Source organism: Pseudomonas fjordensis (genome assembly GCF_976987115.1).
Window position 1 is genome coordinate 4,222,228 of record NZ_OZ336860.1, and the last position, 20,069, is coordinate 4,242,296.

Here is a 20,069-nt window from a genome sequence, read left to right on the forward strand (position 1 = left end):
CGTTTTTCGCGAGCGAGCTCGCTCCTACAAAAGAATAATATTCAGGAGAGTCATCATGGGCGAAGTGGTTCTGGCAGCGAAGATCTGCCACGTACCGTCGATGTACCTGTCGGAACTGCCCGGCAAGCATCACGGCTGTCGCGAAGCGGCGATTGCCGGGCACAAGGAAATCGGCCGGCGTGCCCGCGAACTGGGGGCCGACACTGCGGTGGTGTTCGACGTGCACTGGCTGGTCAACAGCGGTTATCACGTCAATTGCGGTGAACAGTTCCAGGGCACCTACACCAGCAACGAGCTGCCGCACTTCATCAAGAACATGGACTACGCCTACCCCGGCTGCCCCGAACTGGGCGAGCTGATCGCCGCCGAAGCCAACCTGGCCGGCGTGCGCAGCATGGCCCATAACATCCCGAGCCTGGAGCTGGAATACGGCACCCTGGTGCCCATGCGCTACATGCACATGGGCGTACCCGACGCAGAGAAATTCAAGGTGATTTCCATCGCCGCCTGGTGCGCCTGGCATCGCCTGGAGGACAGCTTCGCCTTCGGCGCCGCCGTGCGCCGCGCGATCGAAAAGAGCGACCGCAAGGTGCTGGTGCTCGCTTCCGGCTCGCTGTCCCATCGGTTCTCGGACGACCGCGAGGCTGAGGCGAATATCCACAACTGGACCCGCGAATTCGACAAGCAGGTGGACCTGCATGTCGTGCAAATGTGGAAGCAAGGCCGCTTCAAGGAGTTCTGCGCCATGCTACCCGACTACGCCGAACACTGTTTTGGCGAAGGCAAGATGCACGACACCGCCATGCTCCTGGGCCTGCTGGGTGGGCCGGATTATGCCAAGCCAGCCGAGATCATCACGCCGCCGTTCGGCAGTTCGGGCACCGGCCAGATCAACGCGATTTTCCCGCTTTAAACCTGGGAGAGCCCCATGCCGCACTTTATCGCTGAGTACACCGACAACCTCGAATCGCAGGCCGATTTGCCCGGCCTGTTTGAAAAAGTCCACCGCGTGCTGGGCGACAGCGGCGTGTTTCCGTTGGGCGGCATTCGCAGTCGAGGCGTGCGCCTGGACACTTGGCGCATGGCCGACGGCAAGCACGACTATGCCTTTGTGCACATGACCCTCAAGGTCGGCCACGGCCGCGACCTGGCAACCCGCGAAGCAGTCGCCCAAGCAGTGTTCGCGGTGATTACCGAGCACTTCGCCCAGCTGCAGGCGCAGCGCTTGTTGGCGCTGTCGTTCGAGATGATCGAGCTGCACCCGCAGCTCAACTTCAAGCAGAACAATGTGCACGCGTTTTTGAACAACCCGGCGAACTGAAACGGCCCCGCCTCTCCCCTGTAGGAGCGAGCTTGCTCGCGAAAAACCTCCAGGCCCCGCGGATCCAAGCGCGCTGCGTTTTCGTTAACGTTTTTCGCGAGCAAGCTCGCTCCTACAACAACAAAAAGAACACCACCATGAGCACAGCCCATTCCACTGCAAGCCTGCAGCTTGCCGAGCACGACCGCACCCATCGTTTGGTGACTTGGCGCCTGATGCCCTTGTTGCTGGTGTGTTACCTGTTCGCCCATCTGGACCGCATCAACATCGGCTTTGCCAAGATGCAGATGAGCAGCGACCTGCACTTCAGCGACACCGTGTACGGCTTCGGTGCCGGCCTGTTTTTCATCGCCTACGCGCTGTTCGGCGTGCCCAGCAACATCGCCCTGGACCGCGTCGGTCCACGGCGCTGGATCGCCTGCCTGATGGTGGTGTGGGGCCTGCTCTCCACCGGCATGTTGTGGGTGGAGAGTGCGCGCGGGTTCTACGTGCTGCGCTTTTTGCTGGGGGTGGCCGAGGCCGGGTTTTTCCCGGGGATCCTGGTATTCCTCAACCGCTGGTACCCGGCACGCCGTCGCGCCCAGGTCACTGCCTTGTTTGCCATTGCGGTGCCCATGGCCGGGGTGCTTGGCGGGCCGATTTCGGGGGCGATCCTGGAGAACTTCCACGACGTCGGCAGCCTGCGAGGCTGGCAGTGGATGTTCCTGATCGAAGGCGCGCCCGTGGTGCTGCTGGGGCTGGTGGTGCTCAAGTGGTTGCCGGACAGCTTCGAGTCGGTGCACTGGCTGACTGCCGAGCAAAAACAGCAACTGCGCACCCAATTGAGCAACGAGGAACAGCGCAAGACCATCACCTCGTTCGGCGGCATCCTGCGAGACCCGCAGGTGTGGCTGCTGGTGGCCGTGTACTTTGCGGTGATGCTGGCGGTCAACACCCTGGCGTTCTGGATGCCCACCCTGATCCACGGCGCCGGCATCGGCCGTGACAGCCAGGTCGGCTTGCTCAGCGCCGTGCCGTACCTGGCCGGCTGCTTCTTCATGCTCGGCTGCGGGCGTTCGTCCGACCGTCACCGCGAGCGCCGCTGGCACCTGTGCGTGCCGTTGCTGATGGCGGCGCTCGGTATCGCCGTGGCGGGCCTGGCGCCCGGCAATGCGCTGCTGGTGATGAGCGGGCTGGTGGTTGCCGGCATGGGCGCCAGTGCCGCGCTGCCGATGTTCTGGCAACTGCCGCCGGCGTTTCTCTCCCACACCACCCAGGCGGCGGGCATCGCCATGATCAGCTCGTTTGGCAGCATCGCGGCGTTCCTCGCGCCGTACCTGATCGGCTGGATGCGCGACGCCACCCAGAGCGCCAGCCTGGCCCTGTACGTACTTGCCCTGTTTATCGCCCTGGGTGGCTTGCTGGTGCTGCGCACCCAGGCCGCCATCGTCAACCCACACTAGAGACCGTTGCCATGCTCGACTCCCAGCAAATCCTCGCGGCCGCCGCAAACCTTGACCGCGCCGAACGCAGCCGCGAACAGGTGCGTCAGTTTTCCCTCGACTACCCCGGCATGACGATCGAGGATGCCTACGCCATCCAGCGTGAATGGGTCGCGCAAAAGATCAAGGCCGGGCGCACGCTCAAGGGCCACAAGATCGGCCTGACCTCACGGGCCATGCAGGTGTCGTCGAATATCACCGAACCCGATTACGGCGCCTTGCTCGACGACATGTTTTTCGAAGAAGGCAGCGACATCCCCTTCGAGCGTTTCATCGTGCCACGGGTGGAAGTGGAACTGGCCTTCATCCTCGGCAAGCCGCTCAAGGGCCCCAACTGCACGGTGTTCGATGTGCTCGACGCCACTGAATGGGTGATCCCGGCGCTGGAAATCATCGACGCCCGCATCCAGCAGGTCGACCCCCACACCAACGCGACCCGCAAGGTGTTCGACACCATCTCCGACAACGCCGCCAATGCCGGTGTGGTGCTCGGCGGCCGCGCAGTGCGCCCCACCGAGATCGACCTGCGCAAAGTACCGGCGGTGTTGTATCGCAATGGCGTGATCGAGGAGTCCGGGGTGTCGGCGGCGGTGCTCAACCACCCGGCCAAAGGCGTGGCGTGGCTGGCCAACAAGCTGGCGCCCTATGACGTCACCCTGCTGCCCGGCCAGGTGATTCTCGGCGGCTCGTTTACCCGCCCGGTGGCGGCCCGCCCTGGCGATACCTTCCACGTCGATTACGACCTGCTCGGCTCGATTGCCTGCCGCTTCGTCTGAACCCAGGAGTGCTGTCATGGACATGCCTGTCAACCGCTTCAAGCAACGCCTGCACCACGGCGAGGTACAGATCGGCCTGTGGCTCGGCCTTGCCAACGCCTACTGCGCGGAACTGGCCGCCAACGCCGGTTTCGACTGGCTGCTGATCGACGGCGAACATGCGCCCAATCAACTGGGAGACATGCTCGCGCAATTACAGGCCATCGCGCCCTACCCCAGCCAGGCGTTGATTCGCCCGGTGATCGGCGACACGGCGCTGATCAAGCAGCTGCTGGATATCGGCGCGCAGACGCTGTTGGTGCCGATGGTGGAAAGCGCCGAACAGGCCCGGGAACTGGTGCGCGCCCTGCGCTACCCGCCCCAGGGTATTCGCGGGGTCGGCAGCGCCCTGGCCCGCGCTTCGCGCTGGAACAGCATCGCTGATTACCTCGACCAGGCCGATGCGCAGATGTGCCTGCTGGTGCAGATAGAGAACGCCGAGGGCCTGACCAACCTAGACGCCATCGCCGCCGTCGAAGGTGTGGACGGGGTGTTTATCGGCCCGGCAGATTTGAGCGCGTCCATGGGCCACCGTGGCAATCCGGGGCATCCCGAGGTACAAGCCGCGATAGAGGACGCCATCGTGCGTATCGTCAAGGCGGGTAAGGCGGCAGGGATTCTCAGTGCGGATGAAAATCTCGCACGGCGCTATATCGCGTTGGGGGCGACGTTCGTGGCGGTGGGGGTCGATACCACGGTGTTGATGCGGGGGCTGCAAAGCCTGGCCGGGAAGTTCAAAGATATTCCACAGGCCACCACCACTGGCGCAGTGTATTGAGATCCCCTGTGGGAGCGGGCTTGCTCGCGAATGCGGTATATCCGTCAATGAATCTGCTGACTGACACGCCGCATTCGCGAGCAAGCCCGCTCCCACATTTTGATCGGTGGTGATTCAGCTGTTGGTTTATCGCTTGATGTTCTTCAAGTCATCCAGCAACCCTAACAGCATCTGGAATTTCTCTTCACCAAACTGATCCTGCAAACGCTGGTAGTTGGCCTCCATGCACTGGCTCATGGACTCGAAACTCGCCTTGCCCTTGTCCGCCAGGGTAATCAGCACCCGGCGCTGGTCCTGTTCGGCCTTGCGCCGGTGCACCATGCCAGCCGCTTCCATGCGCACCAACACGCCGGTCATGCTCGGCTTAAGGATGCAGGCCAGTTCCGCCAGTTGGTAGATCTCCAACTCACCGTGCTGTTCAAGGATGCGGATGATGCGCCATTGCTGTTCGGTCAGGCCGTGTTCATTCAGGGAAGGACGGAAAAAACTCATCGCGGCCTCGCGCGCTTGCAGCAAGGCCAGGGTCAGGGATTGTCGAGGTGTGGACATAGGGCTCAGGGTCACGAAGTATTTAGTTAATAGTTTAACGAAACTCTAACATTCCCGGCCGGCGAGCGCGCTATAACTTATAGGTGCCCTCGCCCGTGGCGCGCTGAATCAAAAAACCGGGCACGCAGGATCAAGACTTCCAGCCCGCCAAGGGCCCTAATGGAGGCATCCGCTTTAGCGCCTTCCTTCACTTTTTCAGGCTGCGCCATGATCAACATCGAAACCCCCACGTACTACACCGCCACCAAGAAATACAACCTCAGCTTCCCCACCCTGGAACAGGATATCGACGCAGACGTCGTGGTCATCGGCGGCGGCTTTTCCGGGATCAACACGGCCCTTGAGCTGGCGGAAAAAGGCATCACCAACATTGTGGTGCTCGAAGCGCGCTACCTGGGCTTTGGCGGCACGGGTCGCAACGGCGGGCAGATCATGGCGGGCATCGGCCATGACCTGGAGAAGATCAAGAAGGACGTGGGCGAAGACGGCCTGCGCCAGGTGTTCGAGATCAGCGACCTGGGCGCCGACATCATCAAGAACCGCATCGCCAAGTACAACATCGACGCCGACTTTTGCCACGGCTACGGCTACATGGGCTTCAACGCCCGCCAGGAAAAAACCCTGCGCGCCTGGGAGAAGGACTTCAAGTCGATCAACAGCCAGCACGAAATCCGCTTTCTCGGCGGCTCCGACGTGCAGCAGATCATCGGCTCCACCGCCTACACCAGCGCCCTGCTGCACATGGGCGGCGGGCATGTGCATTCACTCAACCTGCTGCTGGGCGAAGCCACCGCGCTGGCCAGCCATGGTGTGAAGATCTTCGAAAACAGCCCGGCCCTGGAAGTCAGCTATGGCGAGCGCATCACCGTGCGCACCGGTCGCGGTTCGGTACGCGCCAGCAAGTTGCTGTGGGCCTGTGACAGCTTCCTCAACAAGCTGGAGCCGGAACTGCACCGCTCGACCATCAACACCTACGCGTTCCAGATGATGACCGAGCCGTTGTCCGAGGAGTTGATCCAGCGCATCAGCCCGATCCGTGGGGCCTACAGCGATATCCGCCCGGTGATCGACTACTACCGCGTGACCAATGAAAACCGCTTGCTGTTCGGCGCCGCCACGCCGTTGGTGGAGCACATCCCCGGCGACCTGAAAGCCTGGAACCGCCAGCTGATGCTGAAGATTTTCCCCTACCTCAAGGACGTGAAAATCGACCTGGCCTGGGGCGGCCCGATGGCGTGCAGCCCGAACCTGTTCCCGCAGGTGGGCACCTTGCCGGGGCGCAGCAATGCGTTTTTCGTGCAGGGCTATTCCGGCTTTGGCGTCACCCCCAGCCACGTCATCTGCAAGGTGCTGGCCGAAGGCATGAGCGAGGGCTCGGCGCGCTATGACCTGGTCAGCTCGATCCCCCGCCCCACCATCATCGGCAAGGACGCGATCCGCCCCCTGCTGCTGACGGCGGGCAAATCCTGGCACCAACTTTCCGGCTACTGGAACGGTCGCCGCTAACCCCTGTAGGAGCGGGCTTGCCCGCGAAAAACGTCAACGATAACGCGGGCCTTCAGGTAAATCGCGCTGCCATGACGTTCTTCGCGAGCAAGCTCGCTCCTACAAAAATCTCGTATTTATCAGGAGCATCTGCCATGACCCTTACCGCTATCAAACACAACGTCCAGCTGTCGGAACTCGACGCCTGGGGCACCGTGGCCGACCTCGGCTCGCAAATCCTCGAAGGCGAAGTACGCGCCTTCGGCAAGATGACCTTCGGCGCGCCCACCGATGCGGTCAGCAGTGCGTACTTCGGCACCACCCAGGGCAAGTTCCGCATGGTTTACCCGTTTGCCGAACAGGCCACGATAGTCACCGGCGAAGTGGTACTCACCGATGAATCCACCGGCCAGTCCACCCGCTACAAGGCCGGTGACAGCTGGTTCGTGACCAAGGGCACGCCTGTGCTGTGGGAAGTGGTCAGCGAGAGTTTCGTCAAACACTACTTCGCCGTCGTGTAAGGGAGGCGTTGCCATGTCGAATTCATCTGACTGGATCACCGTAGGCGCCCTGGCTGAGGGGTTTGCGCCTGAAGCGTTCATTCTGCCGAACCTGGCCGACCTGGCCGGCCAGACCTTCACCCTGCACTTTGCCAATGGCTGGCAGATCGAACACCGCTTCGAACAGGAGCGCCTGGCCTGGCACGCCGCCGATGGCCACTCCAGCGGCAGCGCCGCCTACCGCGCCAGCTCGATTCGCCCAGGCCTGTACCTGGTGGACTTTATCAAGCACGAGGCCGGGCAAAGCTGGTCGATCAGCCTGGTGCTGGACACACCAACTGCCTCCTTTACCGCCGTGATTGGCCGTATGCCAGAACCGGCAGAGACCCACGAAGGCCTGTACCACCGTGCCCTGGCCGGCAAACCGCTGACCTCGGTACAGGTCGACTTCCTCCACGGCAGCCTCGACCGGCCGTGGCAGGACGGCCTCTGCCTGCACGCCCCCACCGACGAGTTGGTCGGCCTGCGCAACCAGTATCGCTACAGCCCCAGCGAGGTCTACGAACACATCTACCTCAACCCGCGGTTCTACGCCTGGCAATGCCTTGAGGGCGTGGAGAAAGGCCTGTGCGACACCGACCGCTGCCATTACTACAAGATCGCCGAACAGCTGTACCTGTTCGTCTGGCAAGAGAAGATCGTGCCGACCCTCGGCCTGGTGCTGATCGACCTGCAACAGCACCGCAGCGACGGCAAGATCTTCGGCTATGCCGGGGCGTCTTTCGACGCGCTGTCGAACTTCCCGATCAGTTCCTATTGCCAGGTGCTCAACCACACGGAGTACCCCCGTGACTGAGCCGCGCACGGTGGTGATCACCGGGGCCGGCACCGGCATCGGCGCCGCCTGCGCACGGTTGTACGCACAGGAAGGCGCACGGCTGGTGCTGATCGGTCGGCGTCGCGAGCCGCTGGAACAGGTGGCGCAGGACACCGGCGGGCTGATCCTGGTGGGCGATGCCGCCTGCCCGGACACCTGGGACGGTTTCATCCAACAAATCCGCACCCACTTCGGGCGCCTCGATGTGCTGCTGGCCTGTGCCGGTGGCCATGGCCTGGGCAGCGCGACCCAGACCAGCCCAGCCACCTGGGAAGGCGCACTGCGCAGCAACCTCGACAGTGCGTTCTACAGCGCTCGCGCCTGCCTGCCGCTGTTACAGGAAAGCGCCGGGAACATGGTGCTGATTGGCTCCATCGCCTCATTGGCGGCAGGCCCCGAGGTGTGTGGCTACACCACCGCCAAGCATGCGCTGCTCGGGCTCAACCGCTCGCTGGCCCGTGACTATGGGCCCCATGGCGTACGGGTGAACGCGGTGTGCCCAGGCTGGGTGCACACGCCGATGGCCGACGCCGAGATGCAGCCGTTGATGGAGGCGTACGGCGAGACCTTGCAGCAGGCCTATGCGCGTGTGTGTGCCGATGTACCGCTGCGGCGCGCCGCCCGCGCCGACGAGATCGCCAAGGTGTGCCGCTTCCTGGCCAGCGACGACGCCTCGATCATTACCGGTGCCACCTTGGTGGCGGACGGTGGCTCCAGCATCGTCGACGTGCCGACGCTGGCGTTCACGCGCCTGGAGCCTGCCCATGACGAATGACCTGGATTTCAGCGGCCAGCTCGTGCTGGTCACCGGCGGCGCCCAGGGCATTGGCCTGGGCATCGTCCAAGCCTTTGCCGAACGCGGTGCGCGGGTGGTGATTGCCGACCGCCTGCTTGAACAGGCTGAAGCCGTGGCTGCCGAGTTGTGCGCGCAGGGCTATCAAGTGGAAGCCGTTGGCGTTGACCTGGCGGATGCCGAAGCGGTGTTTGCTTGCGTCCAAGGCTTGGCGCAACTGGATGTGCTGGTGCACAACGCCGGGTACTTTCCGCTGACCGCCTTTGCCGACATCACCCCAGCGATTCTGGAGCGTACTTTGGCGGTGAACCTGTCGGCGCTGTTCTGGCTGACCCAGGCGGCGTTGCCGAGGTTTCGCGCCCAAGGCGGGGGCTGCGTGCTGGTGACGTCTTCGGTTACCGGCAACCGTGTCGGTTATCCGGGGCTGAGCCACTATGCGGCGTCCAAGGCCGGGGTGAATGGGTTTATCCGCAATGCGGCGCTGGAGCTGGCGCCGTTGAATGTGCGGGTCAACGGCGTGGAGCCCGGCATGATCGCCACCCCGGCGATGGATAACCTGGGCGATGCGGCCGTGAATGACAGCATCGCCCGCCGTGTGCCGCTGGGACGCCTGGGCGCAGCGGCGGATATTGCCGGGGCGATGGTGTTTCTGGCTTCCGACCTGGCGGGCTATATCACCGGGCAGACGCTGGTGGTGGACGGCGGCGCTACCCTTCCCGAAACCTGAAACCCGAACTAACTGTGGGGCTTGTCACAATGCCCTGTAGGAGCGAGCTTGCTCGCGAAAAACGTCAACGATAATGCGTGCTTCCTGAATGAACGCGGCGCCTGTGGGTCTTTCGCGAGCAAGCTCGCTCCTACAAAATGCCTTGCCAGCTCCCACATTGGATCTCATGCAGCTTGAAGAACCTGTTTACACCCCCACCGCCTGCAACCGGCTCGAACGAAAGTCCTTGGGCGATACCTCGAACTGTTTCTTGAACGACCGGCTGAAATGCGCCGAGTCGGTAAAGCCCCATTTGTAGGCAATCGAAGTAATCGACTCACTGCGCAGAAACGGGTTGGTCAAGTCATCCGCACTGCGCTTGAGCCGCGCGCGCTGGATATAGCGGCAGACGCTGTCGTCCTGTTCTTCAAACAAACGGTACAGGTGTCGCACCGAGATATTCAGGCGGTTGGCCAGGCCGATCGGGCTCAAGCCTGGCTGGCTCAGCGACTCGTCGATGACCTTCTGCACATAACTGCGCAGGTTATTGCCCTGCAACGCGGCCACGCCTTCGCGGCACTCATCGCCCTGCTCCAACGCCGAACCCAACAGCGAGACGAACGCCGCTTGCAGCGCTTCCACTTGCGTGGCGTCTTCGTCGGTATCGTCCTTGCACAATTGGTCCATCAGCACATGCAGCATGCGCCCACAGGCTTTGGTCGAGGAGATCTTGCCGAAGGCCCGCGCCTGGCCACCCAGGTGCTTGCACACCGCAGTGCGCGGCAAGGACAGCGAGGCGTGTTCGATCAGGCCAAAGGGGGTAATTTCGATGGCGCCCACCGAATCCATCAACAGCATTTCGCCGGGGGCCAGTTGCACCGTCTGGTCGTTCTGGGTGATTTGCGAATAGCCGCTGCGCTGGCTGACCAGGAAACATTCCTGGTCGTTGTCATGGTCGGCGTGGTGCGTCGGGCGCTTGATCAGCCCGGCATTGGTGCGCAGGATGGCCAGGCCACGCGACAGGTTGTGGATCTCGCCGATAAACAGCGAACGGTTGAAAGCCAGTTCGGTATCGAAGTGGCCGCACGCGGCGCGCAGTTCGCGGTTCCAGCTGTCGAGCCCGTCGGGTGCATGCTGTGGGATGCTCATGGGGTGTCTCCGCAGTGGCGTTATTCTTGTTGTTCTGGTGCAATAGTTAACATGTTATCTATATGCACGCAACAACAAACCTGTTTGCCCTTTGCAGAAGCACTAATGGTGCCAATCAGAGACCCGACAGTACCCGCCGCAACCCGGCCAGGGTTGCCAAGAGGTACCCGCGTTGCTCGGCGCTCACCGCAATGTAGCGCCGAAACGCCGGCATGCGGTTGACCACCTCGCTGCCACCCATATGCTCCAGGCGCACGCACCATTGCTGGTCGTGCAGCTCGATGCGCAGGCGCTTGAAATCCAGCGGCATCAACGCCTGGAACAACACGCTGTCAGCCTGTAAACGCGCCTGCAATTCACGGCCCAGTGCCTGGTTGCCAGCGCGGCGCCGCACATGAATGCCACTGCGACGGATCGCGCCGCCATGGTGCACCTCAAAGCGAGCGGTGCCACCCGCTGCAGCAGGAACGCGCAGGACACATTCGGTCAGCACCAGGTGCATCAACAGCTGCGACTCGGTGCGCTCGACAATCTCGAAGGCCACACCATCCACTTCAAGGGTGGCCAGGCCCAGATCACGCCGCAGATGCGCCAGGGTCACCCCCGGCCGGTACCCGCTGGGTGCGCGGTCGGCACGAAACAGCTCAAACAGTTTTTGCCGCAAGGTCGCTATAACTGGCATGGGCGTGCCCCGGTTCATGATTGAATTCCCTGGCCAACACCTCTTCCACGCAGGCGGGCTTGAAGGGGTTGACCTTCTGCACCACCAGGGTCCAGAACAGCGCGTAGGTGGCCGTCACACCGAGCATCACGCCAAACGGCACGTAGATGTCCGCCGGGTTCATGCCGGGCGGGGTGATAAACCACATGCCCAACAGGATGCCGATGCTGGAGACGATCTGCGGCAGCGGGAACCACGGCGAGCGATAGGCCCGAGGCAAGTCCGGACGCCGAATGCGCAGGATCACCACCGACAGCGTCACCAACAGGTAGGCAAAACTCCAGGCGCACACCGCCGCCAGCACCAGGTGCATGATGTTGTCAGTGTTGCCGCCCAGGTACAGCGCGTGCAAGCACGGAATCAACATGGCCACCAGGATGCACAACAGCGGCGTCTTGAAACGCGGGTGCAGGTAGGTGAACAGCTTGGGCAAGGCGCCATCCACCGCCATGCCGTAGAGAATGCGCGGCACGCCGGCCATCAAGGTATTGATGGTCGCAGCGCCAGCGAACAGAAAGCCGATGCCCAGCCACAACGGGCCGATCTGCCCCATCACCTGTTCGGCGAACCGGGGGATGGCCATGGGCGTGTCCAGCAAGTGCACACCGGAAGCCGCATCGAGCACCACGTTTTCCACCTGGCGCTTCATCGCCGCGCCATAGATGAACATGCACGTGGCCACGCCCATCAGCCCGAGCATCATCGCCCGTGGCATCACCTTGGCCGATTGGCGCAGGTCCGGCGCCAGCGGGGTGACGAACTCGCAGCCCACGAACATGAACATCGCCATGCCCACCAGCGACAGGACGGTGACCAGGTCGGTGCCCACCAGCGACTCACCGAACCAGCCATCCAACTGCACCGCGGGCGCGGCGATCAGGCCCAGTACACCAAACACCATCAGGGTGGTCCACATGCCGAAGGTCAGGATGATCTCCGCGCGGCCAAATGCGCTGACGCCAAAGGCATTCAGCACGCCGAACACCAGTACGAAACCGACGCCCAGCAGCCATGAGCCGCCGGCCGACTCTGCCAGAGTATTGAGGTGTTCGAAGTTCACCAAGGCCATGACCCCGGCGAGGATGGTTTCGGCCGTGCCGGCGAACACATGCACGATCAGATAGGCCGACAAGGTCCCGGTGATCGCAAAGAACCGGCCCATACCGCAGTTGATGTAGTCGTACACCGAACCGGTGGTGGGCAGTATCGACGCCGCCTCGGCAAAGGTGGTGGCCTGGGCCAGCATCATCACCACGGCGATCAGCATCGCCAGGGCAAACGCGCTGCCACCGATGCCAAAACCCATGGTGGCGGTGAGAATTACCGGGCTGGCCATGATCAGGCCGATGGTGCTGGCCAACGCAGTGGGAAAACCTACCGTGCCCCGGTTGAGGTGTGCGGTGAGTCGGTCGTTGATCGACATGGAGGGGTCCTCGAAGCGGTTTTTTTTAATGTGTCGGCACTCTGCGCCCCACTCCCGTTGATCGTCTTGCCCCTGTCTGCCGCCGGTTTTGTTGCTGCCTGCCAGGGCGTGTGGCCTGGCGGCCAGAGTCAATTGCCTGGCACGCAGGGAAAAGACTTGGCCTCATACCGCTCGCCCTAATGCGCCCTCACTCTTAACCAAGATGGGGGCAATAACAATGGAGCACACACTGAAAAACCGCCGCCTGCGCCAGGCGGTCTGCCTGGGCGTGGCACTGCTGGTGGGCCAGGCGCAGGCCATCGAGTTATATGCCGACGCCGACACCCAGGTCACCGGCAACTTCCTCGCCGTGTACGGTATGTTCAACAGCCCGAAGAACTACGATGGGCGCAGCGGCGGCTCCACCTGGCGCGAGGCGTTCATCAAGTACGGCTTGAGCGTCGAACAAAGCCTGGGCCACCTGGGCGGCGTGTATGGCACGGCCAACCTGGTGAGTTCCGGTACCTGGGGCGATGGCGATGCGGCAGGGCTCACCAACGGCACCGAGCGCACCACCAAGTTTGACGAGGCCTTTGCGGGCTGGCGGTCTGGCGAGTTGTTACCGGCGCTGGGCAAGGATGGCCTGGACCTGTCGTTCGGTCGCCAGATCATCATGCTCGGCGACGGTTTTATCCTTAACGACGACGGCCCCAACCTGGGCAATGGCGTGGGCGACGGCGAGTTCAATCGCGGCGGCGCCTACTACATCGCCGCGCGCCATGCCTTCGATAAAACGGCGGTGATTCGCCTGGGCGGCAAGGACGGTGTGCACGGCAGCCTGATGTGGATCAAGTCCGACAACCGCGCCCAGGCCCTCACCGAAATGGCCGCCGGCACCCTGGAATACACTGCCGCGCCGGGCACCCTGGGGCTGACCTACATTCACGGCATCGACGTGGATGAGCGCTTCGCCACCGACCTGCAGCGCCAGCGCAAAGGCATGAACCTCTACAGCCTGCGCGGCGCCGGCAGTGCCGGTATCGACAACGCGCACTTCGCCTTCGAACTGGCGCGCCAAAGCCGTCGCGACGGCCAGGAAAATGCCGGCTACGCCGAAGCCGGCTACACCTTTGCCAACCTGCCGTGGTCACCGGACCTGACCTATCGTTATGCACGCTATTCAAAGAACTGGGACGGCATGTTCTCAGGCTTCAACCGTGGCTACGGCACCTGGGTGCAGGGCGAAGTGGCGGGCAACTATTCCGGCCCCTTCAACAGCAATACCGCCGTGCAGCACGTGGCGCTCAAGGTCAAGCCCTTGGAGAACGTCACCCTTGGGGCGCTGTTCTTCGACTACAACACCGTGAGTACCCGTGACCAGCCCAATCTGGATGGCCGCGAATTGGACCTGTATGCCGAATGGGCCGTCAACGAGCACCTGATCATCACGCCGCTGCTCGGCCTGTACAAACCGAATAAATCAGCCGACAACGGCGGCAACCAGGTCGGCGGCAACGGCACCAATGTCTACAGCCAACTGGTGGTCGCCGTGCCGTTCTAAACCGCCTCGGGCGCGCAAGGAGGCAGCGCCCGGACCTCGGCATACGCGCCCTGATGATAGAGCAGCGGCGCACGGCCAAAGTCATCAAAGGCCACCACCTTGCCGATCATGATCCAATGGTCGCCGCCGTCCACCTGCTGGTATTTCTCACAATGAAAACGCGCCGAGCAATCGGCGAACACCGGCGAGCCACCCTCCCCCGGCTCGTATTCGATCAGGGCGAAGCGGTCTTCACGGGGGCGCGCGAAATTGTTGGATAGATGCACCTGGTCCGCCGCCAACACATTCACCGCAAAGTGGCTGGCCTCCTCGAACACCGCATGGCTGTTGGAGCGTTTGTCGATGCTCCACAGCACCAGCGGCGGGTCGAGGGACACCGAGTTGAAACTGTTGGCCGTCACGCCCACCTTGCGCCCTGAAGCGGTGGCGGCGGTGACCACGGTCACGCCAGTGGCAAAGTTGCCCAAGGCGCGACGAAAGGCTCGTGGGTCGAATACGTCAGACATGCAAGACTCCCGGGTGGCCTCTATGGGCCGCCCTGATTGTTGTAGGGAAAACGCGGCTACACCATGCTCGGGTCGGGTTCCAGGCCCATCAGCTCACGGCCGAGGATCTGCGCGCACACGTCATAGTCGGTGTAGGCATGGGCGCCGGTCATATGGGAATCGCGGAACAGGCGCTGCATTTCGTTGTGTTCGAACCAGGCATTGCCACCGGCGGCGGCGAACAGCCGGTCTACCGCTTCGATACACATCTTGGTGGCGTAGGCCTGGTTGGTGCGCCAGAACGCCAGGGTTTCTAGCGTTGGGTAGCGGTGGGCGGCGCTGTGTTCGGCGTGGTCTTGCCAGGTCTTTTCCAAAAACGCCCGGGCGGCGGCCACTTGGTGGGTAGACTCGGCCAGGCGCATCAGCGCCGGGGTCGCGGCGCCGACGGCGGCACCGGTGTAGGCGCGCACGCGGTTTTTGGTTTTTTCGCGGAACACCTCCAGCATGCGCTCGGCCACACCGAGGCTGACGGTGGAAAAACCACTGGCGAAATACGGCCGATACGGCGCGTAGAAAATCTGGCTGTCAGGGTACAGACCAAAGCCTGCGGACTTGCCTTCCATCATGTCCTTGGCCTTCTGGATCCGGTGCTCGGGCACCCAGGCGTTGTCGATGATCAGGGTCTTGGTGCCGCTGCCTTTCATGCCGGCTGCAAACCAGTCATCGCGGATCTGATAGTCACTGCGCGGCAGCACGGCAAAGCAGTAGTCCTGGGTGCCTTCGACATTCTGGCGACGGCAGCCGACAATCGCCCATTCACCATGGTCACAGCCGCTGCTCCAGCCCATCTCGCCGCTGAAGTACACGCCGCCCTCACCCTCGGTCACCCGGCCGAACGGCGCAATACTGCTGCTGGCCGTGGCATCCGGGTTGGCGCCCCAGATCTCCTCCTGCAACTGCGCCGAGAACAGCGCCAGTTGATGGCTGTGGGTGCACAACAAACTCATGGCCCAGGCGGTGCTGGCGCAACTGCCGGCAAGCAAGGCGATGCAATCGGCGAATTCGGGCAGCGACAGTTCCAGGCCACCGAATGCCTTGGGCTGGAAGGCGCGGTGCAGGCCGATGCTTTTGAGCAGCGCGATATTCTCATCCGGCACTCGGCGCAGCTGTTCGGCACGGCTGGCGTTGGCGGCAATGGCAGGCAGAAGAGGCTTGAGGTCTTCGAGGAGCGGGTTTGGCTTTTTCATGGACGGCCCTGCTTATTATTGGAAGTCCGGCAGGCGCTCCAAATCGTGGAACGGCGCGGGATGCAGGGCCAGTATCGACCGGCTTGCGCCGGCACAACATGCACGTTCGGCAGGCAAGGTTGTACTTTTCACAGGCACGGCAGGCACAGGCATAAAACCTGGCAGGCACAGTCAAGCCGCGTACCTGCGCGTTGGTTAACCTCGAGTTTTCTTTTGTGAACTGCCAGGAACCTGCCATGAGCGATATCCCGCTGCTGCCTCACGTCGAAGCCTTTTTGCGTCGCCGTCATGGGCTATTCATCGACGGCGCCAGTGTGCGCAGCCACGCCGATGCACGCCTGAGCGTGACCAACCCCGCCACCGGCCAGGTGATCGCCGATGTGGCCGACGCTGACTTGGCGGATATCGACGCTGCGGTCGCTTGCGCCAACCGGGGTTTCCAGTTGTGGTCACAGACCGCACCGGCCATTCGTGGCAACGTGCTGCTGAAACTGGCCGACCTGCTGGAACGCCACCGCGAAGAACTGGCGCAGATCGAAACCTGCCAGTCGGGCAAGATCATCCAGGTTTCCCGCGCCTTTGAGGTCGATCAGGCCGCGCACTTCCTGCGCTACTACGCAGGCTGGGCCACCAAGCTCAGCGGCCAGACCCTCACGCCGTCGCTGCCTTCGTTCAATGGCGAGCGCTACACCGCCTTCACTTTGCGCGAACCGGTGGGCGTGGTGGTGGGCATTGTGCCGTGGAATTTCTCGACCATGATCGCCATCTGGAAGCTCGCCTCGGCGCTGGTAACCGGCTGCAGCATCATCATCAAGCCCAGCGAATTCACGCCGCTGACCCTGCTGCGCATCGCCGAGCTGGCCATCGACGCCGGGTTGCCGGCGGGGGTGCTCAACGTGCTGACCGGCGGCGGCCATGTCGGCAAGGGGCTGGTGGAACACCCTGGCACCCACAAGGTGTCGTTCACCGGCTCAGTGCCCACCGGTATTGCGGTGGGCCGCAGTGCCATGGGCGCAGGCCTCACCCGCGCGACCCTGGAGCTGGGCGGCAAGAACGCCGCCGGCTTCCTGCGCGACATGGATGTAGACAAAGCGGTAGATGGCATCATCGAAGCGGGCTTCTTGCACTCAGGGCAAATCTGCGCGGCGGCCGAACGCTTCTTCGTGCACCGCTCGCAGATCGACGCCGTGCTGGAAAAGCTCACGGCACGTCTCAGCCGCCTGACCATCGGCTCGCCCCTGGACGAACACACCGAATTCGGCCCAGTGACCCACCAGCAACACCAACACAAACTGCTCGGCTACTTCAACCAGGCCCGCGCCGAAAACAACACGATCATCCACGGCGGCCACCTCATCGACCGCCCCGGCTGCTACGTCGAACCCACCGTAATCCTCGCCAACCACCTGCACGACACCCTGCTCAACGAAGAGACCTTCGGCCCCATCGCCACCTTCCTGCCCTACGACGATGAAGACGAACTGCTGGCGATGATGAACCACGGGGCCTACGGGTTGAGCGCCAGCCTGTGGACCAATGACCTGGGCAAGGCCCTGCGCATGATCCCCGCGATCAAGGCGGGCACGGTGTGGGTGAACATGCACACCTTGCTCGACCCGGCAGTGCCGTTTGGGGGCAGCCGGTCTTCGGGATTAGGGCGGGAGTTTGGCAGTGCGTTTATTGAGGATTACACCGAGCTTAAGTCGGTGATGATTCGGTATTGAATGGCTGTAGGAGCGAGCTTGCTCGCGAAAACCGTCAACGATAACGCGTGCATCCTGAATAAAGGCGGCGGCTCTGGTTTTTTCGCGAGCAAGCTCGCTCCTACAAAAGCCCTAACTGAACGGAACCACCGCCTCCGCCTCGATCTCAATCAACCACTGCGGCAACGATAACCCGCTGACGATAATCCACGAAGACGGTGGCGGGTTGTGCGCGAAGCGCTGGCGCAGAGCCTCGGCAATCGGCTCCTGCTGCTCTCGGGCAGATTCGACAATATACAAGCGCAGCATGATCACATGAGACAGATCACCGCCCACCGCGGCTAGCACCTTTTCGACATTGTCCAACGCCGTGGCCGTTTGTTCGGCAACCCCTGGGCCCACCGTACGCTCTTGAGCATCCACGCCCACCTGCCCCGACAGCATGATTCGCCGGCCCTCTGGCACTTCCATGGCCTGGCTGAAACCGTATTGCAGGGAGTTGAATACCGTCGTGGGATTAATAACGTTTCGTTGCATGACCAATCCTTGTTGTCAGTAGGAAAACAAGGCTAACCCAAAGAAACCGCTCAGGATGATGGTTCAACATCCAGCAACATGTTCGTGGGTCAAGCGCTGAACCTTGAGTGCCCGGTGGCCTGATGAAAACGCGCAAACCCAACAGGCAATCACATCCCCTGTAGGAGCGAGCTTGCTCGCGAAAACCCCACAGGCGCCGCGCTTACTCAGGAAGCGCGCGTTATCGTTGACGTTTTTCGCGAGCAAGCTCGCTCCTACATGGGGTATTCGGCGTACCCGCAATGGCGCGGTTGTCGGACCGCTCTTACACAACTTTCGGGTTGCGTCCGATGAACCTCGCCGCTAACCTTCGCGGGTCGCTGCAAAATCAGCGAATGGGTGTGGTAGCCCAGTTCTTTCATAGACCCCAAAAACGCTCAAGGGCGTTTTTTTATGCGGGCTGCTTTGTGGCGGCTGTGCATGGGAGGCTTCGGCCTGCCGGGTTTCTATGACCGGTCTACCACCCCGTGTACAGTCGCCTCCTTACTTCGTGTGGTAGCGAAATGGAGGTGCTCATTCATAGGAGCTTCGCCATGAAAAAAGTCACACCCAATCCCCCACCATCCCCCTCGGATGACAACCCGCAACTATCCCCCGATGTCATCTTCACCGTCCGCCCCGGACTCAGCACTGAAGCCGCCTTGAGCAATGCCAGTGAAATGCTGGAGTCCGCGACCGTCTGCGCCTACGACTGTGCCGAACAGCTTGACGGTCACGCCCGCAAGCAGGTGCTGGCGGTGGTGCAGATGATCGAGATTGCGCAGTTGCTGGTAGATGAAGCGCTGAACCGTGAGTGTCCGGCGGCCTGATGAAAACGCGCAAACCCAACAGGCAATGACATTCCCTGTAGGAGCGAGCTTGCTCGCGAAAAATCCACAGGCGCCGCGCTTACTCAGGAAGCACGCGTTATCGTTGACGTTTTTCGCGAGCAAGCTCGCTCCTACAGGGCATTATCGTGCCAGGCTACCAGGTGCCCATCGCCAGGCTGTGCGGTGAAAACTCAGCGAACTGCCAACGCAAGGCCAACGCTGCAGGGCGGCGGACCACATGTTCCACCGTCACCGTCCACAAGCGCTGCGCGCCTTCGAACTCAGCCACTTGCGGCCCACCCAGGATCAACGAAGTACGCCCGGCCACTTGCAGCACGTCGCCCGTCTCGAAATCCACAAACAACAACCCCGCCACCGGGTTGGCGTGCAGGTTGCCGAGGGTGTTGAAGAACAGGTTGCCGGCAAAATCCGGGATGGTCAGCACGTTGCCTTGCACCCGCACAAATCCCGTATTGCCGCCTCGATGAGAGACGTCCACCGAGCGTTCGCCGTGCAGGTCGACGTAGCTGGCGACGAAGAAGGTGTCGGCGTGGTGGATCAGTGCTTGAGCCGCGTCATCCAGGCGGTTGCTGCGCTCGGCCAGGTTGCCGGGTTTGCGCGCAATGCCGGCGACGGGGCGCAGTTGGATGTACTTGGGGCAGTTGCCGAAGGTGTGTACCACGTCGACGGTGAAGCCCTCCTGCTCAAGCGTTCCAATGCGCCCATTCATGCGGTTGCGGCGGCGGGTGTTGAGGTCGATGCCCAGCAGGCCAATGGCCGAGCCATCCGTTATTCCAGCCCAGGCGGGATCAGTTCTGGAAGGCAGGCTGTCGATCTGCAGCGTGTGCGGATCTGGTGAGTGCGCGAAGCCTGGTGCGCCCTCCAGCATCGTCGCCCAGGGGATGCCCTGTTCGTCCACCACACCCGCGATCAGGTACGGCAGTAGCGGGTAAAAATCGCGGTGCTGCTCAGGCAAATGATCACGAATGACCTTGGGCCCGATCATGGCCATGCGTTCAGAAACGCCGGCACTTTCCTGCATGTGCCGTTCGCCGACATGCCAAGGGGTTGCTTCAATCGAGTGCATGGCGCTCACCTCCGGTTAGAGACT

At 62.4% G+C, this 20,069-nt stretch carries 20 protein-coding genes and 1 pseudogene; 13 read left to right on the top strand and 8 right to left on the bottom strand.

Translation table 11 applies throughout. The features are described 5' to 3' along the window. The first annotated feature begins 55 nt into the window (after positions 1-55). The 5 genes from hpaD to hpaI all read left to right on the top strand — a co-directional run bounded on the left by hpaD (position 56) and on the right by hpaI (position 4,395). Positions 56-913: a 3,4-dihydroxyphenylacetate 2,3-dioxygenase gene (gene hpaD, locus ACWHXD_RS18935; RefSeq protein ID WP_014719073.1), complete on the top strand. Its 858-nt coding sequence runs from the start codon at positions 56-58 to the stop codon at positions 911-913. A 15-nt stretch (positions 914-928) separates the two neighbouring features. Continuing rightward, on the top strand, positions 929-1,321 hold the full coding sequence (locus ACWHXD_RS18940; protein ID WP_138763297.1) for a tautomerase family protein: 393 nt from the start codon (positions 929-931) through the stop codon (positions 1,319-1,321). A gap of 137 nt (positions 1,322-1,458) precedes the next feature. Continuing rightward, a complete protein-coding gene (locus ACWHXD_RS18945; RefSeq protein WP_003192395.1) occupies positions 1,459-2,763 on the top strand; it encodes an MFS transporter in 1,305 nt (434 codons plus the stop codon). Between the two features lie 11 nt (positions 2,764-2,774). Next, complete coding sequence (gene hpaH / locus ACWHXD_RS18950) at positions 2,775-3,578, top strand: 2-oxo-hept-4-ene-1,7-dioate hydratase (RefSeq protein WP_032896381.1); 804 nt, start codon at positions 2,775-2,777, stop codon at positions 3,576-3,578. A gap of 16 nt (positions 3,579-3,594) precedes the next feature. Further along, entirely contained in the window at positions 3,595-4,395 is an 801-nt protein-coding gene (hpaI, locus tag ACWHXD_RS18955; protein WP_138763298.1) for a 4-hydroxy-2-oxoheptanedioate aldolase, read from the top strand. A gap of 126 nt (positions 4,396-4,521) precedes the next feature. Here the strand turns inward: hpaI and hpaR are convergent, their stop codons facing one another. After that, positions 4,522-4,944 carry a homoprotocatechuate degradation operon regulator HpaR gene (gene hpaR, locus ACWHXD_RS18960; RefSeq protein ID WP_032896376.1) on the bottom strand — a complete coding sequence of 141 codons (423 nt, stop codon included), beginning with the start codon at positions 4,942-4,944 and terminating at the stop codon, positions 4,522-4,524. Between the two features lie 207 nt (positions 4,945-5,151). Between hpaR and ACWHXD_RS18965 the strand changes: the two genes are divergently transcribed. From ACWHXD_RS18965 to ACWHXD_RS18985, 5 genes are all read left to right on the top strand, one after another. After that, positions 5,152-6,450, top strand: a complete 1,299-nt coding sequence (locus ACWHXD_RS18965; RefSeq protein ID WP_138763299.1) for an NAD(P)/FAD-dependent oxidoreductase — start codon at positions 5,152-5,154, stop codon at positions 6,448-6,450. A gap of 134 nt (positions 6,451-6,584) precedes the next feature. Continuing rightward, a complete protein-coding gene (locus ACWHXD_RS18970; protein WP_056787204.1) occupies positions 6,585-6,950 on the top strand; it encodes a cupin domain-containing protein in 366 nt (121 codons plus the stop codon). A 13-nt stretch (positions 6,951-6,963) separates the two neighbouring features. Next, complete coding sequence (locus ACWHXD_RS18975; protein WP_098950892.1) at positions 6,964-7,785, top strand: molybdenum cofactor biosynthesis F family protein; 822 nt, start codon at positions 6,964-6,966, stop codon at positions 7,783-7,785. Further along, complete coding sequence (locus tag ACWHXD_RS18980; RefSeq protein WP_138763300.1) at positions 7,778-8,581, top strand: SDR family NAD(P)-dependent oxidoreductase; 804 nt, start codon at positions 7,778-7,780, stop codon at positions 8,579-8,581. Before ACWHXD_RS18975 ends, ACWHXD_RS18980 begins: the two co-directional genes overlap by 8 nt. Next, complete coding sequence (locus ACWHXD_RS18985; RefSeq protein WP_138763301.1) at positions 8,571-9,326, top strand: SDR family oxidoreductase; 756 nt, start codon at positions 8,571-8,573, stop codon at positions 9,324-9,326. The genes ACWHXD_RS18980 and ACWHXD_RS18985 overlap by 11 nt, the downstream gene beginning before the upstream one ends. Before the next feature lie 186 nt (positions 9,327-9,512). Here the strand turns inward: ACWHXD_RS18985 and feaR are convergent, their stop codons facing one another. From feaR to ACWHXD_RS19000, 3 genes are all read right to left on the bottom strand, one after another. Beyond that, positions 9,513-10,454 carry a transcriptional regulator FeaR gene (gene feaR, locus ACWHXD_RS18990; protein ID WP_138763302.1) on the bottom strand — a complete coding sequence of 314 codons (942 nt, stop codon included), beginning with the start codon at positions 10,452-10,454 and terminating at the stop codon, positions 9,513-9,515. Positions 10,455-10,569: 115 nt separating this feature from the next. Next, complete coding sequence (locus ACWHXD_RS18995) at positions 10,570-11,136, bottom strand: DUF3156 family protein (RefSeq protein ID WP_138763303.1); 567 nt, start codon at positions 11,134-11,136, stop codon at positions 10,570-10,572. Next, the gene (locus ACWHXD_RS19000) at positions 11,099-12,598 is read right to left on the bottom strand and encodes an APC family permease (RefSeq protein ID WP_138763304.1); all 1,500 of its coding nucleotides are present in this window, start codon (positions 12,596-12,598) and stop codon (positions 11,099-11,101) included. Before ACWHXD_RS19000 ends, ACWHXD_RS18995 begins: the two co-directional genes overlap by 38 nt. 217 nt (positions 12,599-12,815) lie before the next feature. Here ACWHXD_RS19000 and ACWHXD_RS19005 point away from each other — a divergent pair, with 217 nt between their 5' ends. Continuing rightward, positions 12,816-14,138 (top strand): alginate export family protein, encoded by a 1,323-nt coding sequence (locus ACWHXD_RS19005; protein WP_138763305.1) that lies wholly within the window; start codon positions 12,816-12,818, stop codon positions 14,136-14,138. Positions 14,139-14,170: 32 nt separating this feature from the next. On the opposite strand, the pseudogene ACWHXD_RS19010 reads toward ACWHXD_RS19005, so the two are convergent. Further along, positions 14,171-14,644: pseudogene (locus ACWHXD_RS19010) on the bottom strand (flavin reductase family protein); the annotation flags it as partial. A 56-nt stretch (positions 14,645-14,700) separates the two neighbouring features. After that, complete coding sequence (locus ACWHXD_RS19015) at positions 14,701-15,870, bottom strand: p-hydroxyphenylacetate 3-hydroxylase oxygenase component (protein WP_138763306.1); 1,170 nt, start codon at positions 15,868-15,870, stop codon at positions 14,701-14,703. 236 nt (positions 15,871-16,106) lie between these two features. Here ACWHXD_RS19015 and ACWHXD_RS19020 point away from each other — a divergent pair, with 236 nt between their 5' ends. Continuing rightward, positions 16,107-17,594 carry an aldehyde dehydrogenase family protein gene (locus ACWHXD_RS19020; RefSeq protein ID WP_138763307.1) on the top strand — a complete coding sequence of 496 codons (1,488 nt, stop codon included), beginning with the start codon at positions 16,107-16,109 and terminating at the stop codon, positions 17,592-17,594. A gap of 111 nt (positions 17,595-17,705) precedes the next feature. On the opposite strand, the gene ACWHXD_RS19025 is transcribed toward ACWHXD_RS19020, so the two are convergent. Next, complete coding sequence (locus ACWHXD_RS19025) at positions 17,706-18,110, bottom strand: RidA family protein (protein WP_138763308.1); 405 nt, start codon at positions 18,108-18,110, stop codon at positions 17,706-17,708. A 572-nt stretch (positions 18,111-18,682) separates the two neighbouring features. Between ACWHXD_RS19025 and ACWHXD_RS19030 the strand changes: the two genes are divergently transcribed. Continuing rightward, positions 18,683-18,958, top strand: coding sequence for a DUF6124 family protein (locus ACWHXD_RS19030; RefSeq protein WP_138763310.1), 276 nt, complete (start codon positions 18,683-18,685; stop codon positions 18,956-18,958). A gap of 154 nt (positions 18,959-19,112) precedes the next feature. Here ACWHXD_RS19030 and ACWHXD_RS19035 read toward each other — a convergent pair whose 3' ends face one another. Beyond that, positions 19,113-20,045 carry a pyridoxamine 5'-phosphate oxidase family protein gene (locus ACWHXD_RS19035; protein WP_138763312.1) on the bottom strand — a complete coding sequence of 311 codons (933 nt, stop codon included), beginning with the start codon at positions 20,043-20,045 and terminating at the stop codon, positions 19,113-19,115. Between the last annotated feature and the right edge of the window lie 24 nt (positions 20,046-20,069).

Coding starts and splice junctions, on each gene's coding strand:
- hpaD (WP_014719073.1), top strand. CDS start 56: ATGGGCGAAGTGGTTCTGGCAGCGAAGATCTGCCACGTACCGTCGATG.
- ACWHXD_RS18940 (WP_138763297.1), top strand. CDS start 929: ATGCCGCACTTTATCGCTGAGTACACCGACAACCTCGAATCGCAGGCC.
- ACWHXD_RS18945 (WP_003192395.1), top strand. CDS start 1,459: ATGAGCACAGCCCATTCCACTGCAAGCCTGCAGCTTGCCGAGCACGAC.
- hpaH (WP_032896381.1), top strand. CDS start 2,775: ATGCTCGACTCCCAGCAAATCCTCGCGGCCGCCGCAAACCTTGACCGC.
- hpaI (WP_138763298.1), top strand. CDS start 3,595: ATGGACATGCCTGTCAACCGCTTCAAGCAACGCCTGCACCACGGCGAG.
- hpaR (WP_032896376.1), bottom strand. CDS start 4,944: ATGTCCACACCTCGACAATCCCTGACCCTGGCCTTGCTGCAAGCGCGC.
- ACWHXD_RS18965 (WP_138763299.1), top strand. CDS start 5,152: ATGATCAACATCGAAACCCCCACGTACTACACCGCCACCAAGAAATAC.
- ACWHXD_RS18970 (WP_056787204.1), top strand. CDS start 6,585: ATGACCCTTACCGCTATCAAACACAACGTCCAGCTGTCGGAACTCGAC.
- ACWHXD_RS18975 (WP_098950892.1), top strand. CDS start 6,964: ATGTCGAATTCATCTGACTGGATCACCGTAGGCGCCCTGGCTGAGGGG.
- ACWHXD_RS18985 (WP_138763301.1), top strand. CDS start 8,571: ATGACGAATGACCTGGATTTCAGCGGCCAGCTCGTGCTGGTCACCGGC.
- feaR (WP_138763302.1), bottom strand. CDS start 10,454: ATGAGCATCCCACAGCATGCACCCGACGGGCTCGACAGCTGGAACCGC.
- ACWHXD_RS18995 (WP_138763303.1), bottom strand. CDS start 11,136: ATGCCAGTTATAGCGACCTTGCGGCAAAAACTGTTTGAGCTGTTTCGT.
- ACWHXD_RS19000 (WP_138763304.1), bottom strand. CDS start 12,598: ATGTCGATCAACGACCGACTCACCGCACACCTCAACCGGGGCACGGTA.
- ACWHXD_RS19005 (WP_138763305.1), top strand. CDS start 12,816: ATGGAGCACACACTGAAAAACCGCCGCCTGCGCCAGGCGGTCTGCCTG.
- ACWHXD_RS19015 (WP_138763306.1), bottom strand. CDS start 15,870: ATGAAAAAGCCAAACCCGCTCCTCGAAGACCTCAAGCCTCTTCTGCCT.
- ACWHXD_RS19020 (WP_138763307.1), top strand. CDS start 16,107: ATGAGCGATATCCCGCTGCTGCCTCACGTCGAAGCCTTTTTGCGTCGC.
- ACWHXD_RS19025 (WP_138763308.1), bottom strand. CDS start 18,110: ATGCAACGAAACGTTATTAATCCCACGACGGTATTCAACTCCCTGCAA.
- ACWHXD_RS19030 (WP_138763310.1), top strand. CDS start 18,683: ATGAAAAAAGTCACACCCAATCCCCCACCATCCCCCTCGGATGACAAC.
- ACWHXD_RS19035 (WP_138763312.1), bottom strand. CDS start 20,045: ATGCACTCGATTGAAGCAACCCCTTGGCATGTCGGCGAACGGCACATG.